A 15,944-nucleotide genomic window follows, 5' to 3' on the forward strand; every position below is an offset into this window, starting at 1 on the left:
GAGGGGCTGAATGAGGATCACTCAGAAGCTCTCATATGACGCGTACGTAAACGATATATTCAAGCGGCAGGAGGCCATCTACCGCCTGAATAAGCAACTGGCCACGCAGAAGAAGGTGAACGCGCCATCGGACGACCCTGTGAACGCGCACAACATCCTCACCTCTAAATCCCTCCTGTCGAGGTTCGGGCAGTATGAGAGGAACATTGGCACGGGGCTAGCGCACCTCGGGGTGGCAGAGCAGGCGCTCGACAGGGCCAAGGACGTCGTCATGAGGCTGCAGGAGCTGGCTGTCACGGCTTCAAGCGGGACGGCGAACTCAGAGTCGATGGGCATGATAAAAAAGGAGGTCGACAACCTCTTTGACGAGCTTGTAAGCATAGGCAACACCAGCTTTGACGGCAGGTATGTCTTTTCCGGGTACAAGACCGACACCGTGGCTTTTGACGCCTCCGGGGTCTACCAGGGCGACGCGAACGTCCAGTCGATAAAGGTAAGCCCGACGAGCACCGTGGTCATAGGTGTCAACGGCGGCGAGGCCTTTAGCGGCTCTGGAGGCGGGACCGACCTCATGGCGGCTGTTTCCGCCCTCTCTTCAGCCCTTGGCTCAAATGATGCCGCCGGTGTGCTGGCGGCAAGGGACGGGCTTGACGCCGGTTTCAGCCAGCTATCCAACGCGGTCTCCGACATAGGGGGCAAGGTCTCCAGGCTTAAGGCCGCCAATAGCGACATTTCCGTCTATACGCTTGAGCTTGAGTCGACGATCTCCACTCTTGAGGACGCCGATATCGTGGAGCTTATTACAAGCCTTAAGTCCGACGAGGTGGCCCTTCAGGCCTCGCTGTCTTCGGCTGGAAAGGTCTTCAGCCTCAATATCTTTGATTACATCTGACGGATGAGTCCAGGGATGGACTCTTAAAAAAAAGCCAGGGAGGGCGAAATGCTTGTACTGACAAGGAAGTCGGGAGAAGGGATAAGGATCGGCGATGATATAAAGCTCATCGTCGTTGAAGTGAAGGAAAACCATGTGAAGCTGGGCATAGAGGCCCCGCAGAGCTGCCCGGTGCACAGGGAGGAGATATACCTCAGGATACAGGAGGATAACCTCAAAGCGGCGGGCCTGCCCGGGGATATCGCAGACGCCTTGAAAGGATTCATGAAAAAATGAACGTAGCCGCCAATACCGCTTTACAGGTAAGTTTTCCCACAAGCCGCTTCGGGCAGGTCTCGGTCGCCGAGGACAGGATAATCCAGTTCGTACATGGGATGCCTGGGTTCGAGAGGCTGAGAAGGTTCGTCCTCATCGACCACGACCAGGAGGGCATGTTCAGGTGGCTGCAGTCCGCTGAAGACCCGGGGGTAGCGTTCCTCCTGACCGACCCGTGCGCCTTCAAGCCCGGGTTTTCGGTCCCATTGAAGAAAGGCGAGACCGAGGCGCTTGGGGCCTCTGGTAATGAGAGCCTTTTGACCCTCGTCATGGTCTGCGTCTCCAAGAACAAGCGCGAGATAAGCCTGAACCTCAAGGGGCCGGTCATCTTCAACGCCGATAACATGAGGGCCGTCCAGTGCGTTATAGACAGGGACGACTATCCCTCAAGCTTCCTCATCAAGGTCTGAGACGGGCCGGAAAAATCTTCCGGCACGCCAGGCAGGATTTTCGCCATCGACCTGAATTAATCGTCATATATTTGACTTGCACAGGCGCTCTCGGCCTTGAAAATCCTTTTCGCCAGACCCCTCCGCTTCTAACTGCTTGAAAAATCAACGATAATTTTAATGCGTTTTTGGATGCCGCAATTGGCACGTTCATTGCAAATACTTCTGGCAAAACCAGAAGGAGCGTTCTATGGACTTGAACGGCAGGACTATTCTCATTACCGGCGGCACCGGCTCACTCGGCAAGAAGCTTACGGGCAAGATCCTTGAGCGGTATAGGCCTAAAAGGCTGGTGATACTCAGCCGGGACGAGCTGAAGCAATCGGAGATGATGCAGTCCTTTCCCGACCCCTGTCTGAGGTTCTTCATAGGCGACGTAAGGGACAAGGAGAGGCTCTACCGGGCCTTCGACGGGGTCGATTACGTAGTCCACGCGGCGGCGCTCAAGCAGGTCCCGGCAGCCGAATATAACCCCTTCGAGGCGATAAAGACAAACGTCCTCGGCGCCCAGAACGTCATAGACGTATGCGTAGACCTTGGAATCAAGAAGGTCGTTGCCCTTTCTACTGACAAGGCCGCCAACCCCATCAACCTGTACGGCGCGACAAAGCTCTGCTCGGATAAGCTCTTCATCGCAGGCAACTCCTACGCCGGAAGCAAGCCCACAAGGTTCTCTGTTGTAAGATACGGCAACGTGGTCGGAAGCCGCGGAAGCGTCATCCCGCTTTTTCTCAAGATGAAAGAGTCGGGGGTGCTGCCGGTTACCGACACAAGGATGACCCGTTTCTGGATAACCCTTGACCAGGGCGCGGAGTTCGTGCTCGCGTCCCTTGACAGGATGAAGGGCGGCGAGATATTCGTGCCCAGGATACCGAGCGCCGCGATGACGGACGTAGCGAAGGCCGTCGCCCCGGAATGCTCGATCAAGGTCGTCGGCATAAGGCCCGGCGAGAAGCTCCATGAAACGCTCATATCAGAGGACGACGGAAGGCTCACCCTTGAGTATGAAAATCATTTTGTCATACAGCCCCAGTTCCCATGGTGGGGCGAGGAGAGGAAGAACGGCGGGAAGCCAGTGCCAGAGGGCTTCGTCTACTCAAGCGACAGAAACTGCGAGGTCTTGAGCGTCCACGCGATAAAAAATATCATACAGGAGTTCTCCAATGGCGAAAAGGGCCATATCTTACGGGCGGCAAACAATTGACGAATCGGATATAGCCTCCGTCGTCGAAACACTCCGCTCCGGGATGCTCACTCAGGGGCCGCTCGTAGAGGAATTCGAGAGGGCCATCGCCGATTACACCGGCGCGCGCTACGCCGTCGCCTGCTCCAACGGCACCGCCGCGCTCCATCTCGCCTGCTTGGGCCTGGGGCTTGGGGCAGGGGAGAAGGCCCTTACATCGCCATTGACCTTTCTCGCTTCCGCCAACGCCGCCCTGTATGTGGGCGCGAGGCCCGAGTTCGCCGATATAGACGGACTGACCCTCAATATCGACCCTGTTGAAATAGAAAAGAAAGTCAAAAAGGACCGCTCTATAAAGGCCATCATCCCGGTACACTTCGCGGGCACCACGTGCCGCATGGAGGAGATCAGCGAGATCGCCGTGAAGTACGGCCTTAAGGTCATCGAGGACGCCTGTCACGCCCTTGGGGCCGAGTGGACCGATTCAGCCGGAAAGGTCCATAAAGCCGGCTCATGCAGCCACTCAGACCTTGCCGTCTTTAGCTTCCACCCTGTTAAGTCCATCACGACCGCCGAGGGCGGGGCGATAACCACTAATAATAAAGAACTCTATGAGAAGCTGAAGGCCCTTAGAAGCCACGGGGTTGTGAAGGACCCGGCAAGGCTTCAACGTGGACAGGGCCTTCCCTGGTATTACGAGATGCAGCACCTGGGCTTCAACTACAGGCTCTCTGACATCCAGTGCGCCCTTGGCATAAGCCAGATGAAAAAGCTGGATAGCTTCGTGGAGAGGAGGGCCGGGATAGCGGCCATCTACGACAGGCTCCTTTCCAAGTATCCTTTTATCAAGATACCGCACGCCGGGTCGCAAACCCGGAGCGCATGGCACCTCTATCCCGTTAGGATCGCCTTCGATGAGCTTGGGGTTCAGAGGCAGGAGCTCTTCAGGCTGATGTCCGCCATAGGCATCAACCTGCAGGTCCATTATATTCCTGTGCACCTCCAGCCATATTACCGGGAACTCGGCTTCAGGCCGGGGGACTTCCCCGTGGCTGAGAGACTATATGATGAAGAGGTAAGCCTTCCCATATACCCCCTTCTTTCAGATGAGGAGGCGGGGGCGGTCGCGGAAGGGCTTATCTCGACGCTCGCGTGCCTTTCAGCGCCCGCGCAGAGGGCGGAAGCGGTTTAAAGGAAGAGAGGCCAAAGATGATGCCTAGATACGAATGCGTGGATTGCGGCAGACTTTACTGGGGCTGGGGGGCGCGTCATCTGATGAACTCCGGGAGGGGCATGATATGCCCTGAGTGCGAGGGCGCGCTCGTCGAAAGAAAAGATAGTGAGCCTAAGCGCGAAAAGAAGGCGGACGGCACAGAGGCGGCCTGACGCGCCATTACACAAAAGGAGCCAGATTCAGGATGAGGAATATCATACATATCGGCAAAAGGGCGGTTGGCGCCGGATATCCTGTCTACGTCATCGCGGAGATAGGCTCTAACCACGACTCTGACCTTGAGAGGGCCAAGGAGCTTATAAAGGCCGCCAGGTACGCGGGGGCGGATGCCGTAAAGCTCCAATCGTTCACTGCTGAAGGGCTCTTTAATCCCCTGAGGCCCGATGAATCCGGCAACTGGGTGGCGCATCCCGCCTATCCGGTCATTGAAAGGCTTACAGTGCCTGAGGACTGGCATCCGATACTCATGAAGTACTGCGCCTCTGTCGGCACCACCTTTCTTTCAGCCCCGTTCGACTCTGGAAGGGCTGAACTATTGAACTCGATAGGTGTAGAGGCCTTCAAGCTCGCCTCAGGCGAGGTCACAAACGAACCACTTCTCAGGCAGGTGGCCTCTTACGGCAAACCCGTAATACTTTCAACAGGTGCCGCCTATATGGAGGAAGTAAGGCGCGCGGTAGAGGTTATAACCGGCGCTGGCAACTACCAGGTCGCGCTCCTCCACTGCGCTTCCCTTTATCCGCCGTCATACGCGGACGTGAACATAAGGGCGATGGTGAGCATCAATAGGGAGTTCGGCTGCCCCGTCGGTTTCTCCGACCATACGCCGGGGAATACTGTGCCTGTGGCGGCAGTAGCCCTGGGCGCTTCGATAATAGAGAAGCATATCACCTTCGACAGAGGGCTCAAGGGGCCGGACCACCCGTATGCCATGGAGGTAGACGAGTTCAGGCACATGGTCGCGGAGATAAGGAACCTTGAAGCAGCGCTCGGGGACGGGGTAAAAAAACCCTCGCCCAACGAAATGGCCGAGAGGACGGGCGCGAGGAGGTCGATATACGCGAAGGTCAATATCCCCAAGGGCGAGGTCATAACCTCGGAGAGCTTGAAGCTCGTGCGCCACGCGTACGGGATGGAGCCAAGGGAATTAAGCGGCATCATCGGGAAGGTCGCGTGCAGGGACCTCTTGAAGGACATGCCGGTAAGGAGCGAGGACATATGCAGGTAAGTACGAAGATGAAACCGGTAATCGCGATCGTGCAGGCGCGCATGGGTTCCACGAGGCTGCCCGGAAAAGTCATGAAGGGCATAGCCGGAAGGCCGATGCTCTGGCATGTCGTCAACAGGCTAAAGGCGGCAAAGTCCATAGACGACATCATAATAGCCACGACCGACCAGCCGGCTGACGACTTGATAGCCGAATGGTGCGCTCTTAACGGAACCGGCTGCTACAGGGGTTCTTCAGACGATGTCCTTGACAGGTACTTCTACGCGGCTCGCGGGGCCAAGGCGAATACAATCGTGCGTATCACCTCGGACTGCCCTCTTCTTGACCCTGCCCTCGTTGACAGGGCGGTCCTCAAGTTCGCGGAGGGCGGTTTCGATTACGTGAGCATAGACCCTTCCTTCCCGGACGGTCTCGACGTAGAGGTCTTCTCTTTCGCTTCCCTTGAGAAGGCCTACATGCAGGCCGGGCTTTCCTCAGAACGCGAGCATGTAACCCCGTATATCTGGAAGAACCACCAGCGTTTCAGGGTCTGCAAGATAATGAGCGCTGAAGACCTCTCTCACATGCGCTGGACAGTTGACGACGAAAGGGACTTGAGGCTCGTGACAGCGATATACGAAGGCATCGGGGCCGGCGAAAGGGTCTTCCACATGGAAGAGATATTGAGGTTCCTTGAGAAGAACCCGGGGCTCCTTGAGATAAACGCGGAGACCACGAGGAACGAGGGCTACGCCAGGTCCATCAAGGAAGACAAGTCGGTCCAGAGGGCCGGCTGAGAAGATAAAAAGAGGTGAGAGGCGCTGTTATGAATCTTGCAGAGAAAAAAGAACTTAAGACGAGCCTTTTTCCTGAATCAGACAGGCTATGGGAAAGGGCGGCCGCCGTCATACCGGCTGGCACGCAGACCCTCAGTAAAGGGCCTGACCAGTTCGTGAGGGGGATAACACCAAAGTATCTTAAAAAGGGCAGTGGCTCCCATGTATGGGACGTTGACGGCAACGAGTATATCGATTATCCGCTGGCCCTCGGGCCGATCCTTCTGGGTTACGACTACGCCCCGGTAAGCGAAGCGGTCATAAGACAGGTGAGGGAGGGCACCACCTTCACCCTGATGCACCCGCTTGAGGTAGAGGTCGCCGAACTGCTCAAGTCCATTATTCCATGCGCCGAGATGGTCAGGTTCGGCAAGAACGGCGCTGACGTCACAAGCGCGGCGGTAAAGGTAGCGAGGGCATATACCGGCAGGGACCATATCGCGTACTGCGGCTACCACGGCTGCCAGGACTGGTACGCTGTCGTCACTCCCAGGAACAAGGGCATCCCGAAGGCGCTTGCCGAGTACATGCACCCGTTCGATTACAACCGGATAGAGTCCCTTGAGAAGGTTTTCGCAGAGCACTCCGGCAAGATCGGCTGCGTGATAATGGAGGTCCCAGGGACAGACCCGGCGATCGACCCCATGACCGGGAAGAACTTCCTCCAGCTCGTGAAAGAAGCAGCCAACAGGAACGGCGCTCTCTTTGTCCTCGATGAGATAGTAACCGGTTTCAGGTACTCTACCGGCGGGGCGCAGAAGTATTACAACGTCGTCCCGGATCTTGCCTGCTTCGGCAAGGGCATGGCCAACGGCTTTGCCATATCCGCTATAGCCGGAAGGCGCGAGTTCATGAAAGAGCTTAACGAGGTCTTCTTCTCCATGACATACTCCGGGGACACCATCGGGCTTGCCGCCGCCAAGGCTACCATAAACGAGGTGCTTGCAAAACCTGTCGTCGAGCACATATGGGAGATGGGAGAGATGCTCCATAAGGGCATCAACGGCTTTGCCGAGAGCATCGGCCTTCCTTTCATGATAACCGGCAAGCCGCCCAGGGGAGGCATCTCCGCAAAAGACAGCTCTGGTAAAGACGACCTGCTCCTTAAGAGCGTATTCCTCCAGGAGACGGTCAAAAGGGGCATCCTTTACGGCGGCCCTGTTTTTATAAGCTATTCACATACCGCCGAAGACATACGGAAAACGATAGACGCCTCCTGCGAATCCCTTGAGGCGCTCAAGAAGGCGATAGAGAGCGGCGACCCGGCAAGCGTCCTCGAAGGCGAGCCTGTCGGAGTGGTATTCAGGCAGAGGAACTGAAGTAAAAAGAAGAGGAGAAAATGGCAGATGATAGCAGATACCAGGGTCCTCGTCGTTGGCTGCGGTTCCATAGGCAGGCGTCATATAAAAAACCTGAGATCATTGGGGATAAGGAGCTTCATACTGTGCGACACAAGCGAGGAGAGGCTCAGCAAGGCGGCTTCCGGCATCGATAACCCGGTCCTGACCACAAAGTTTTCGTGCGCCGTAGCCGAGATGCCTGAGGCGGCTGTAGTATGCACGCCTTCATCGCTCCACCTTGAAATGTCGATGGAGCTGGCGAAGAACGGGGTCCACCTGCTGATAGAGAAGCCCCTTTCGCATACCCTGGAAGGCATAAAGGAGCTTGAGCATCTCGTTGAGGAGAAGGGTATAGTGGCCATGATGGCCATGTGCTACAGGTTCCATCCTGTATTCACCCGCATCAAAGAGCTCCTTTCCTCGGATGCGATAGGCAAGGTCTATCACGTGAACTACTTCGGAGGCCATTACCTTCCGGACTGGCACCCCAACGCGGATTACAGGGTAGAGTACGCCGCGAGGAAAAAGCTCGGTGGCGGGGTGGTCCTGACCAGCATCCATGGCCTCGACAATATCAGATGGCTCCTGGGCGAGGTCGAGGAGGCCCATGCCTTCGTCGACAAGGTGAGCGACCTTGAGATGGACGTCGAGGACCTCGCCACAGCCGTGATGAGGCTCAGAAACGGCGTTTACGTGAACTGGCAGACCGATTTCCTCCAGAGGGCTAACCAGCACAGGATGGTAATAGCAGGGTCAAAGGGGACGATAAGGGCGAACTTCATCGACGGAACGGTAGAGACCTTCTCCGCCGACTCCGGGGCCTGGCGCTCGGCCAGGCTTACGTTCGAGACGAACGACATGTACGTCGGCGAGATGAAGCACTTCATGGACTGCGTTGACAGGCGCATTGCCCCATGCCCGGATGTCAAGGATGGGCACATAACGCTCAAGTTAGCCCTTCAGGTCAAGGGTTCGAGAAACCTCCACGATGAAAGGGAAGGGGTATGCAAAACGGCGTGACTTTCTGGACAGAGGGCGGGTCGTCCATTGGCATGGGGCACGTGATGCGGTGCGTTCATGTCGCCCGCGCGCTTGAAAGTGAAGAGCTTCCCCTTCATTTCCTCGTCAACAACGAAAGGCCGGTTATTGAGAGGCTCAATTCAGAGGCGCTCTTTCATATCACTTATCCGTTGACTGGCGCTCACGCGAGCCACCTCTCCGGCGGCGTTGTCGTGATAGACACCAAGAGGGACGTGAACGTGCAGGTGCGCCACCTTAAGGAGGACGGCAAGAAGGTAGTCCTCATAGACAACAGGTCTTCCGTTGACGCCGACGCGGTCGTCATGCCGACCCCGCTTTACAGCGGCGGCAATGAGAGGGGCCTCTTTTCAGGGAGCGATTACATCATAATAGGCGATAACTTCAGAAAGGCGTGCACTCTCAAGACTCGCAAGCACTCGCTTCCGTTGAAGGTGCTTGTCACAATGGGAGGGTCAGACCCGTTTGACCTGACCGCGATGGTCTTGAAGGCGCTCCATGACGTCGAAGGCATAGAGGTAACGGTTGTAATAGGCCCGGCGTTCCGTAACGCGGAGGGTGATTGGCCGAAGGACGAGAAGTTCAGGTTCGTCCGAAATGTCAAGGACATGGCCCCGCTCATGCGTGAGGCTCATATAGGCTTCACAGCGATGGGCACAACGGTATTTGAGCTGGCTTACATGGGCGTGCCATCTGTGATTATCGGCAATTATGCGGACGACAGGGCAGACCTCGATTCAATCAGGAAGCTCGGCATCTGCTTGAGCCTCGGCTTCTACATGGACGTAAAGCCATGCCACATAAAAGAGGCTGTAGACTTTTTCAGGAATGAACGCGCTTACGATGATATGTCTATTAACGCGCGCCGTTTGACCGATGGGAAAGGGGTCTCGCGGATCGCGGGGCTTGTAATGTCGCTTCTCAATGGCTTGAGATCTCCGGGGGAGGAAATGAAATGGGCCACAAAGGGAGCCTGATATGCGGCACGAACGGCTTCCGCGTGATTGACTGCGCGGACTGCGGCTTCATCCATATCGACCCTGTCCCGCGCCCGGAAGAGCTTCAAGAGGTCTACGGCGAGGAGTATTACAGGGATGAAAAGCCCCTTTTTATTGAAAGGGTCATGGAAGATCTACCCTGGTGGCAGGGCGTCTATGATGACAGGTACGATTTTCTTGAATCGAAGCTTCCATTGGACAGGCGCGCTATCCTCGACATAGGCTCTGGCCCGGGCTATTTCCTCAAACGCGGGATGGACAGGGGGTGGAAGTGCCTGGGTGTAGAACCTTCAAGGCAGGCTGCAGCGCACTCTAAGGGGCTCGGCCTGGAGGTGAGTAACGCTTTCTTTAACAAAGATACCGCCTCGTCGCTTGCGAGCAAATTCGACGCGGTCCACCTCTCAGAGGTCCTTGAGCACGTCCCCGACCCGGCAGGAATACTCAAGGCCGCAGCCGGCGTGATGGAGACGGGCGGCGTTATATGCTGCGTGGTGCCCAATGATTTCAGCCCCGTGCAGAAGGTCCTTACGGAAAAACTCGACTTCAGCCAGTATTGGCTGGCCCCGCCCCACCATATAAACTACTTCAGCTTCCCGACCTTGACAAAGCTCATGGAGAGGTCAGGGTTCAGGGTCATAAATTCGACGTCGATGTTCCCGATAGACTTTTTTCTGCTCATGGGCGACAACTACGTCGGCAATGACGAGGTCGGAAGGGCAAGCCACGCGAGGAGGAAGAAGCTCGATATTTTTCTTAATGAGCCCGGCCTCAGGGACTTCAGGAAGGAAATGTACGAGTTAATGGCGCGACACGGCATCGGCAGGGAAATGGTCATATACGGGGTGAAAAAGTGATCGACAACTGCATGATATGCGGCAGCGGTGAGGCAAGGCCTGCGGCAGAGGTATCAGGGTACAGCTACGTAAAATGCGCAGGATGCGGTGTCGAGAGGATGGGGGCCTATCCCACGCCCAGGGAGATAAGCGACTTCTATGAAGCCGGGTACATGAAAAAAAGGGCCGATAACCCGTCTATACATATCCATTTTTCAGATGAGTACAGGGAGGCGTACTTTGCCGAGAAGGACCTTACATTCTCTGACCTCCGCCTGGCCCCGTCAACGCTTGCCGGAAAGCGGGTCCTTGACGTAGGCTGCGCCAACGGGCAGTTTGTGGAGTATATGAGTAGAAGCGGCGTAGAGGCCGAGGGCATAGATATATCGAACGAGATGGTCGGTGTTGCAAGGCAAAAAGGGCTCAACTGCGCTGTCCGTGAGCTGACTGATATGGATGGAGAGTACGACCTTATAACCATCTGGGACGTAATAGAGCACATGATAGATCCGAAAGCTGCGGTCGGGAAGGCGAGGGCTCTTCTTTCACCCGGCGGCGAGATCATCATCCAGTCTCCGTGCACAGGTATGATATCCGAACTTTTCGCGGGAAAGTGGCTCTACTACATGCCGGTAGAGCACATACACCTTTTTTCGCAGGAATCGCTCTTCGACCTCCTTTCCGGCGCCGGGTTCTCGGTTGTAAGCTGGGTGAGGTTCGGGAGCTGCAACCCCAAAGGCTCCATACCGGACGTCAACAAGAGGGCGATGGACACCATAGCCAAGCGCCTGGGGTTTGGGGACACCATTGCCGTGAGGGCAAGGAGGATAGGGTAGTGATGGACAGCTTTAGCCTCAAGGGTAAGACCGCGCTTGTCGTTGGCGGAGGAAGCGGCCTCGGGCAGGCGATAGCCATAGGGCTCGCCGGCGCAGGAGCCTCTGTCATCGTATCCGGCAGGGACAAGGCCAGGCTCGGCGCTACCGTCAATATGATAAAGGAAAAAGGCGGAGCTTCTTTTGCCGTTCAGATGGACGTACTCGATAGCGCCTCCGTCACAAAGGGCGTAACGGAGGCCGTAGATATAAACGGTGGAATAGACATACTGGTCTACTCGGCAGGCGCCCACCTTAAAAAGCCAACGCTCGAGGTAACTGACGAGGAGTGGGGCCGGATAATAGATACGAACCTCACGGGGGCCTTCAGGGTCTGCAGGGCCGTCGGGGCGCAGATGGTCAGGCAGGGGCGCGGCAAGATGATAAATATAGCCTCGCTCGGCTCTTTTGTCGCGTTGAAGGACGCTGCCGCGTATACGTCGTCAAAGGCGGGTATCGTCCTTTTGACCAAGAACCTCGCGGTTGAGCTTGCTCCTTCTGGCATACAGGTAAACGCGATAGCTCCTGGAGTATTCAAGACGTCTCTGAACGAGAGCGTGCTGGTAGGAGAGAGGCTCGAGAGGATACTCTCCAACACGCCGATGAAGCGGCTCGGCAGGGTCGAAGAGATCGCCGGGACCGCGGTATTTCTCTCTTCATCGGCATCTGATTTCATAACGGGCGCGGTGATCCCGGTGGACGGAGGCTTCCTGGCATGGGGGATATGAGGAAAAGATCGATAATGATCCTCGGAGCCGGGGTGATGCAGATACCGCTTATAAAAAAGGCCCGCGACCTCGGCCTCTTTGTCATCGCCACAGATAAGAACCCGGAGGCCGAAGGCCGTGCTTCCGCAGACCATTATGCTGCCATCGATATAAAAGATGCCAGGGCGCACGCTCTATGGGCAAAAGCCAACAGGGAAAAGTACAACATATGCGGCGTGGTGGCAGGGGCTGACGTTGCGATAACAGCCGCTACGGTATCTAACGCCCTTGGCCTCCCCGGAATACCTGTAGATGTAGCGGAGAGGTCGAATAACAAGTGGCTCATGAAAAAGAGGTGGCTTGCCGACGGTGTAGCCACCCCTTACGCGGAGGAGGTCGAAAGCCTCGCTGAGGCCAGGGCCGCGGCTGAAAAGGTCGGTTACCCCTGCATGGTCAAGGCCATAGATAACGCCGCGTCAAGGGGTTCAAGGAGGATAGATTCAGGTGCGGAGCTTGAAGACGCGCTCATCGACGCCAAAAGACACTCCTCGACAGGTACCGCCCTTATAGAGGAGTTCGTCGTTGGGGAAGAGCAAAGCGTTGAGCTTATAATCCACAACGGGGTCCATTACAGGTTTGGCATTGTTGACAGGCACTTCGGCTTCCAGCCCTTTCCGATAGAAGTAGGCCATACAAACCCGACGAGACTTTCCCTGAACATCCAGGAAAGCCTCTACAGGCTCGCAATCGAAGCCGCCGCTTCCCTTGGCATCGAGTTCGGCCCGTATAAGGCCGATACCATCATGACGAAAAGGGGGCCGATGGTCCTTGAGCTTCCCGCGAGGCTTTCCGGCGGCTTCCATTCGCAGTACACGACACCGCTTGCCACAGGGCTTGAGCCGCAGAAGATGGCCATAGCGCTCGCCGCCGGCCTCGATATTAAAAAGGAATTTTTCGTGCCGTCGCGCGCGAGGGTCACCGTTTGCAAGGCCGTCTTCCCTGAGCCCGGAAAGGTCATGTCGATAGAGGGGCTTGAAGAAGCCAGGGCGCTTTCCGGGGTCGATGAGATATTTCTCATGGTCAGGCCGGGGGAGGAGATAGCGCCATACAGGAATTGCGGCCACAGGGTCTGCTATATAATAGCGAGCGGCGCCGACTACAATTCCGCGGATGAGAGCTGGCAGATGGCCGCTTCGACCCTCAAGATAGTAACCGCCACGGAGAAGGCCTATGCGTAACCCCGTAAAGATGAACGCGGGCAGGGGAAGGGGGCTCAACAGGGTCTTTTCAGATGAGCTCAGCCCGCTTGCCCTTGATATGCTCGTCCTTGACGCTGGCGATTCGTTTGAGCTCGATACGGCTGGTTTTGAGACGGCTATCGTACCGATGAAGGCTCAGGTAGAGGTCCTGTGCGAAGGAAGGTTTTTCACGCTGAAAAGAGAAGACGTCTTCAGCTCTCGCGCCTCTTCCGTGTGCCTGCCAAGGGACTGTAAGGCGACGATAAGGGCCTCGTCCTATTCGGAGCTTGCGCTCTGCAAGGCACGGACAGATGAAAAGGGTGAAGCCTTTCTCGTCTCTCCCGCGCAGGTGCGTGAGAAGACAGTCGGCAGGCAGTTATGGGAGAGGAAGGTAGTCGATATAATAGGCCCTGACCAGAACGCCTCCCGGTTAGTCCTGGGCGAGACCTTCAACCAGCCTGGGGGCTGGTCGAGTTTCCCGCCGCACAAGCATGATACCCCCGTACCAGGCCATGAAGTCAGGATGGAGGAAGTTTATCTTTTCCGGCTTAACCCCGCGGAGGGGTTCGGCACCCAGACTATTTACGGGGAAGAGGGGTCGTTCTCTTTCATGGTCGGGGATTATGACGCTGTGACTATTCCATGGGGCTATCACCCGGTCTCCGCCATGCCCGGCTATGGCCTCTACTATCTCTGGTTCCTTGCCGGGGACGGCAGGACCTTGATGCCCAACACAGACCCGAACTTTAAGTGGCTGGAGGAGAGATAGATGCTCAGCCTTTATACCCTTTTCCACTGTAACCTCGCCTTCTCTTCCATCCCGAGGGAGCACTTCCCGGCGATAATCGAGAGGTGCTACGCGCCGATACTCGCTCTCGCTGAGAAGGGCTTCCCGGTAGCCCTGGAGATGACCGGCTGGACCCTTAAAGAGGTGAACAGGATCGACCCGGCCTTTCTGGAAAGGCTCCGGTCGTTATTGCACGATGGAAAATGCGAGTTCATAGGATCGGGCTTTTCACAGGCCATATTGCCTCTCATCCCAGCCGAGGTGAACAGGTGGAACCTTGAGCTTGGAAATAAATATTACCATGACCTGCTGGGCAGGAGGCCGAGGATAGCCCTCGTGAACGAGCAGACCTTCTCAAGGGGGATAGTAGACCTCTACAGAGACGCAGGGTATGAGGCCCTGATAATGGACTGGAACAACTCATTTCAGCATAACAGGTATCCAAAGGAATATAAGTATTACCCGCAGAGGGCCGCGGGCCTTTCTTCCGACATAGACGTCATCTGGAGCCATTCCATCGCCTTCCAGAAGTTCCAGAGGTGCGTGCACGGCGAGATAAGCGAAGCCGAGTACCTTGATTATCTCTTCTCTCATGCCTCCACCGGAGAGCGCGGCTTCCTCGTCTACAGTAACGACGCGGAGGTCTTTAGCTACAGGCCCGGCGGAGAGCCTACGAAAGAGGACGAGTACTTAAGGATATCCGCGCTCCTTGAGAAGATAGCGGCAGACCCACGGGCCTCGCTTGTAACCCCGGGAGGGCTTCTCAAGTCCCTGAAGGGTAACCCTGACTCCGGCAACATCATTCAGCTTGAATCGGCTGAAACGCCCATAGTCTGTAAAAAGCAGGAGAAGTATAACCCTCTTCGCTGGGCGGCAACCGGCAGGGACAGCGTACATCTCAATACCGAATGCCACAAGGTCTATGAGAACCTGAAGGCCCTCATAAGGCAGGGCGCCCTTGAGAAGGAGGCGATCGATGACTTCAAGGAAGTACTATGCGACCTGTGGGGGAGTGACTTCAGGACAAATACCATAGATGAGAAGTACGCGTACTTTCAGAACAGGCTCGGTTGGCTGAAGATGGAGACAGAGCGCCTCCTCGGGAACCACCAGCACAGGACCCCTCTTTTGGCCTGGGTATACGGCAGCAGCACAGTCGCTCACGCGCCCTCTACCCCGGACGAGGAAGAAGGCACAAGCGTCTCCGGAGAGTTCAGGCCAGAGGCGGTCTCGTCGGAGAACGTTCTCAAGGTATGCACCCCGAAAGTCCATGCCGAGTTTATCGCTAACAAGGGCTATGCGCTTAAGTCGCTTGTCTTCCCTGACGTTTCAACCTCGCCGCTACTCGGCACATTGCCCCACGGCCACTATGAGGACATAAGGCTCGGCGCGGATTTCTTCAGCGGCCACCTCATCCACACCACTCGCGAAGGAAAGCAGACTACCGACTTGATGAAATCGCAAGTCGAGGTAAAAGAAGAACGTGAAAAGGTGAGCGTGATCATAAAAAGCCAGCTTGGGATAGGTATCCTCTGGAAGAGATACGAGATCTCAAGGTCTGCCCCGGAGATTAAGCTTACCTACAGGCTAAAGGTCAACGGTCTTGTGGCCTCGTCGCTCCGGGCTGGGATATTTACGCTCGTTCCTTCCGGCTTTGACCGCGACGATCTCTGGTTCGAGACGGTCAACGGCGGGGCCGGGGCCGAGAGGTTCTACCTCAAGGGGCATGATCTGTCGCACGAAGAGCCGGTAAGCCAGAGCGTGTCGGCGAGCTCATGCCTCGGCGCCACCGAAGGCTGGATAAGGATAGGAGACAGCAGGAAATCTATTGAGATATCTACCGACAAGTCCAGGCTCTATACTGTTCCGATGATAAGGTACATGGAGCTTCCGGGTGAGGACTCGTTCTTCATGAGGGTATATCATTCTCTCGGCGAGTTCGACGATACCGCATGGTGGGTCTGGCGGGGCTACAATGAGGCTGAATTTACCGTGAAGGCCAAAAGGAGCTGAAA

At 56.3% G+C, this 15,944-nt stretch carries 16 protein-coding genes; all 16 read left to right on the top strand.

Going from position 1 to position 15,944, the window contains the following annotated elements; all coding sequences use genetic code 11:
* Positions 1–10: 10 nt before the first annotated feature.
* Positions 11–892 (top strand): flagellar hook-associated protein 3, encoded by an 882-nt coding sequence (locus A2V21_300495; protein ID OIJ72867.1) that lies wholly within the window; start codon positions 11–13, stop codon positions 890–892.
* 48 nt (positions 893–940) lie between these two features.
* On the top strand, positions 941–1,168 hold the full coding sequence (locus tag A2V21_300500) for a carbon storage regulator (GenBank protein OIJ72868.1): 228 nt from the start codon (positions 941–943) through the stop codon (positions 1,166–1,168).
* Positions 1,165–1,617 carry a hypothetical protein gene (locus A2V21_300505; GenBank protein ID OIJ72869.1) on the top strand — a complete coding sequence of 151 codons (453 nt, stop codon included), beginning with the start codon at positions 1,165–1,167 and terminating at the stop codon, positions 1,615–1,617. Before A2V21_300500 ends, A2V21_300505 begins: the two co-directional genes overlap by 4 nt.
* Positions 1,618–1,846: 229 nt before the next feature.
* Positions 1,847–2,860, top strand: coding sequence for a UDP-N-acetylglucosamine 4,6-dehydratase (inverting) (locus tag A2V21_300510; protein ID OIJ72870.1), 1,014 nt, complete (start codon positions 1,847–1,849; stop codon positions 2,858–2,860).
* Positions 2,820–4,031 carry a UDP-4-amino-4,6-dideoxy-N-acetyl-beta-L-altrosamine transaminase gene (locus A2V21_300515; protein ID OIJ72871.1) on the top strand — a complete coding sequence of 404 codons (1,212 nt, stop codon included), beginning with the start codon at positions 2,820–2,822 and terminating at the stop codon, positions 4,029–4,031. Before A2V21_300510 ends, A2V21_300515 begins: the two co-directional genes overlap by 41 nt.
* 226 nt (positions 4,032–4,257) lie before the next feature.
* Positions 4,258–5,301 (top strand): hypothetical protein, encoded by a 1,044-nt coding sequence (locus A2V21_300520; protein OIJ72872.1) that lies wholly within the window; start codon positions 4,258–4,260, stop codon positions 5,299–5,301.
* A gap of 8 nt (positions 5,302–5,309) precedes the next feature.
* Positions 5,310–6,077, top strand: a complete 768-nt coding sequence (locus A2V21_300525; protein ID OIJ74986.1) for a hypothetical protein — start codon at positions 5,310–5,312, stop codon at positions 6,075–6,077.
* Between the two features lie 29 nt (positions 6,078–6,106).
* A complete protein-coding gene (locus A2V21_300530; GenBank protein OIJ72873.1) occupies positions 6,107–7,435 on the top strand; it encodes a hypothetical protein in 1,329 nt (442 codons plus the stop codon).
* A gap of 27 nt (positions 7,436–7,462) precedes the next feature.
* Entirely contained in the window at positions 7,463–8,476 is a 1,014-nt protein-coding gene (locus A2V21_300535) for a hypothetical protein (protein ID OIJ72874.1), read from the top strand.
* Positions 8,461–9,471 carry a hypothetical protein gene (locus tag A2V21_300540; GenBank protein ID OIJ72875.1) on the top strand — a complete coding sequence of 337 codons (1,011 nt, stop codon included), beginning with the start codon at positions 8,461–8,463 and terminating at the stop codon, positions 9,469–9,471. The genes A2V21_300535 and A2V21_300540 overlap by 16 nt, the downstream gene beginning before the upstream one ends.
* Positions 9,450–10,346: a hypothetical protein gene (locus A2V21_300545; protein OIJ72876.1), complete on the top strand. Its 897-nt coding sequence runs from the start codon at positions 9,450–9,452 to the stop codon at positions 10,344–10,346. Before A2V21_300540 ends, A2V21_300545 begins: the two co-directional genes overlap by 22 nt.
* An 11-nt stretch (positions 10,347–10,357) precedes the next feature.
* Complete coding sequence (locus A2V21_300550; protein ID OIJ72877.1) at positions 10,358–11,161, top strand: hypothetical protein; 804 nt, start codon at positions 10,358–10,360, stop codon at positions 11,159–11,161.
* A 2-nt stretch (positions 11,162–11,163) separates the two neighbouring features.
* Complete coding sequence (locus A2V21_300555) at positions 11,164–11,925, top strand: hypothetical protein (protein ID OIJ72878.1); 762 nt, start codon at positions 11,164–11,166, stop codon at positions 11,923–11,925.
* On the top strand, positions 11,913–13,142 hold the full coding sequence (locus A2V21_300560; protein OIJ72879.1) for a hypothetical protein: 1,230 nt from the start codon (positions 11,913–11,915) through the stop codon (positions 13,140–13,142). Before A2V21_300555 ends, A2V21_300560 begins: the two co-directional genes overlap by 13 nt.
* Positions 13,143–13,152: 10 nt before the next feature.
* Complete coding sequence (locus A2V21_300565) at positions 13,153–13,911, top strand: hypothetical protein (GenBank protein OIJ74987.1); 759 nt, start codon at positions 13,153–13,155, stop codon at positions 13,909–13,911.
* Entirely contained in the window at positions 13,912–15,942 is a 2,031-nt protein-coding gene (locus A2V21_300570; GenBank protein ID OIJ72880.1) for a hypothetical protein, read from the top strand.
* Positions 15,943–15,944 lie beyond the last annotated feature (2 nt).

Source organism: Deltaproteobacteria bacterium GWC2_55_46 (assembly GCA_001595385.3).
GTDB lineage: Bacteria > Desulfobacterota > GWC2-55-46 > GWC2-55-46 > GWC2-55-46 > UBA5799.

Bases quoted from the DNA above. Each gene is read 5' to 3' on its own strand.
- A2V21_300495 (OIJ72867.1), top strand. From the start codon at position 11: ATGAGGATCACTCAGAAGCTCTCATATGACGCGTACGTAAACGATATA.
- A2V21_300500 (OIJ72868.1), top strand. From the start codon at position 941: ATGCTTGTACTGACAAGGAAGTCGGGAGAAGGGATAAGGATCGGCGAT.
- A2V21_300505 (OIJ72869.1), top strand. From the start codon at position 1,165: ATGAACGTAGCCGCCAATACCGCTTTACAGGTAAGTTTTCCCACAAGC.
- A2V21_300510 (OIJ72870.1), top strand. From the start codon at position 1,847: ATGGACTTGAACGGCAGGACTATTCTCATTACCGGCGGCACCGGCTCA.
- A2V21_300515 (OIJ72871.1), top strand. From the start codon at position 2,820: ATGGCGAAAAGGGCCATATCTTACGGGCGGCAAACAATTGACGAATCG.
- A2V21_300520 (OIJ72872.1), top strand. From the start codon at position 4,258: ATGAGGAATATCATACATATCGGCAAAAGGGCGGTTGGCGCCGGATAT.
- A2V21_300525 (OIJ74986.1), top strand. From the start codon at position 5,310: ATGAAACCGGTAATCGCGATCGTGCAGGCGCGCATGGGTTCCACGAGG.
- A2V21_300530 (OIJ72873.1), top strand. From the start codon at position 6,107: ATGAATCTTGCAGAGAAAAAAGAACTTAAGACGAGCCTTTTTCCTGAA.
- A2V21_300535 (OIJ72874.1), top strand. From the start codon at position 7,463: ATGATAGCAGATACCAGGGTCCTCGTCGTTGGCTGCGGTTCCATAGGC.
- A2V21_300540 (OIJ72875.1), top strand. From the start codon at position 8,461: ATGCAAAACGGCGTGACTTTCTGGACAGAGGGCGGGTCGTCCATTGGC.
- A2V21_300545 (OIJ72876.1), top strand. From the start codon at position 9,450: ATGGGCCACAAAGGGAGCCTGATATGCGGCACGAACGGCTTCCGCGTG.
- A2V21_300550 (OIJ72877.1), top strand. From the start codon at position 10,358: ATGATATGCGGCAGCGGTGAGGCAAGGCCTGCGGCAGAGGTATCAGGG.
- A2V21_300555 (OIJ72878.1), top strand. From the start codon at position 11,164: ATGGACAGCTTTAGCCTCAAGGGTAAGACCGCGCTTGTCGTTGGCGGA.
- A2V21_300560 (OIJ72879.1), top strand. From the start codon at position 11,913: ATGGGGGATATGAGGAAAAGATCGATAATGATCCTCGGAGCCGGGGTG.
- A2V21_300565 (OIJ74987.1), top strand. From the start codon at position 13,153: ATGAACGCGGGCAGGGGAAGGGGGCTCAACAGGGTCTTTTCAGATGAG.
- A2V21_300570 (OIJ72880.1), top strand. From the start codon at position 13,912: ATGCTCAGCCTTTATACCCTTTTCCACTGTAACCTCGCCTTCTCTTCC.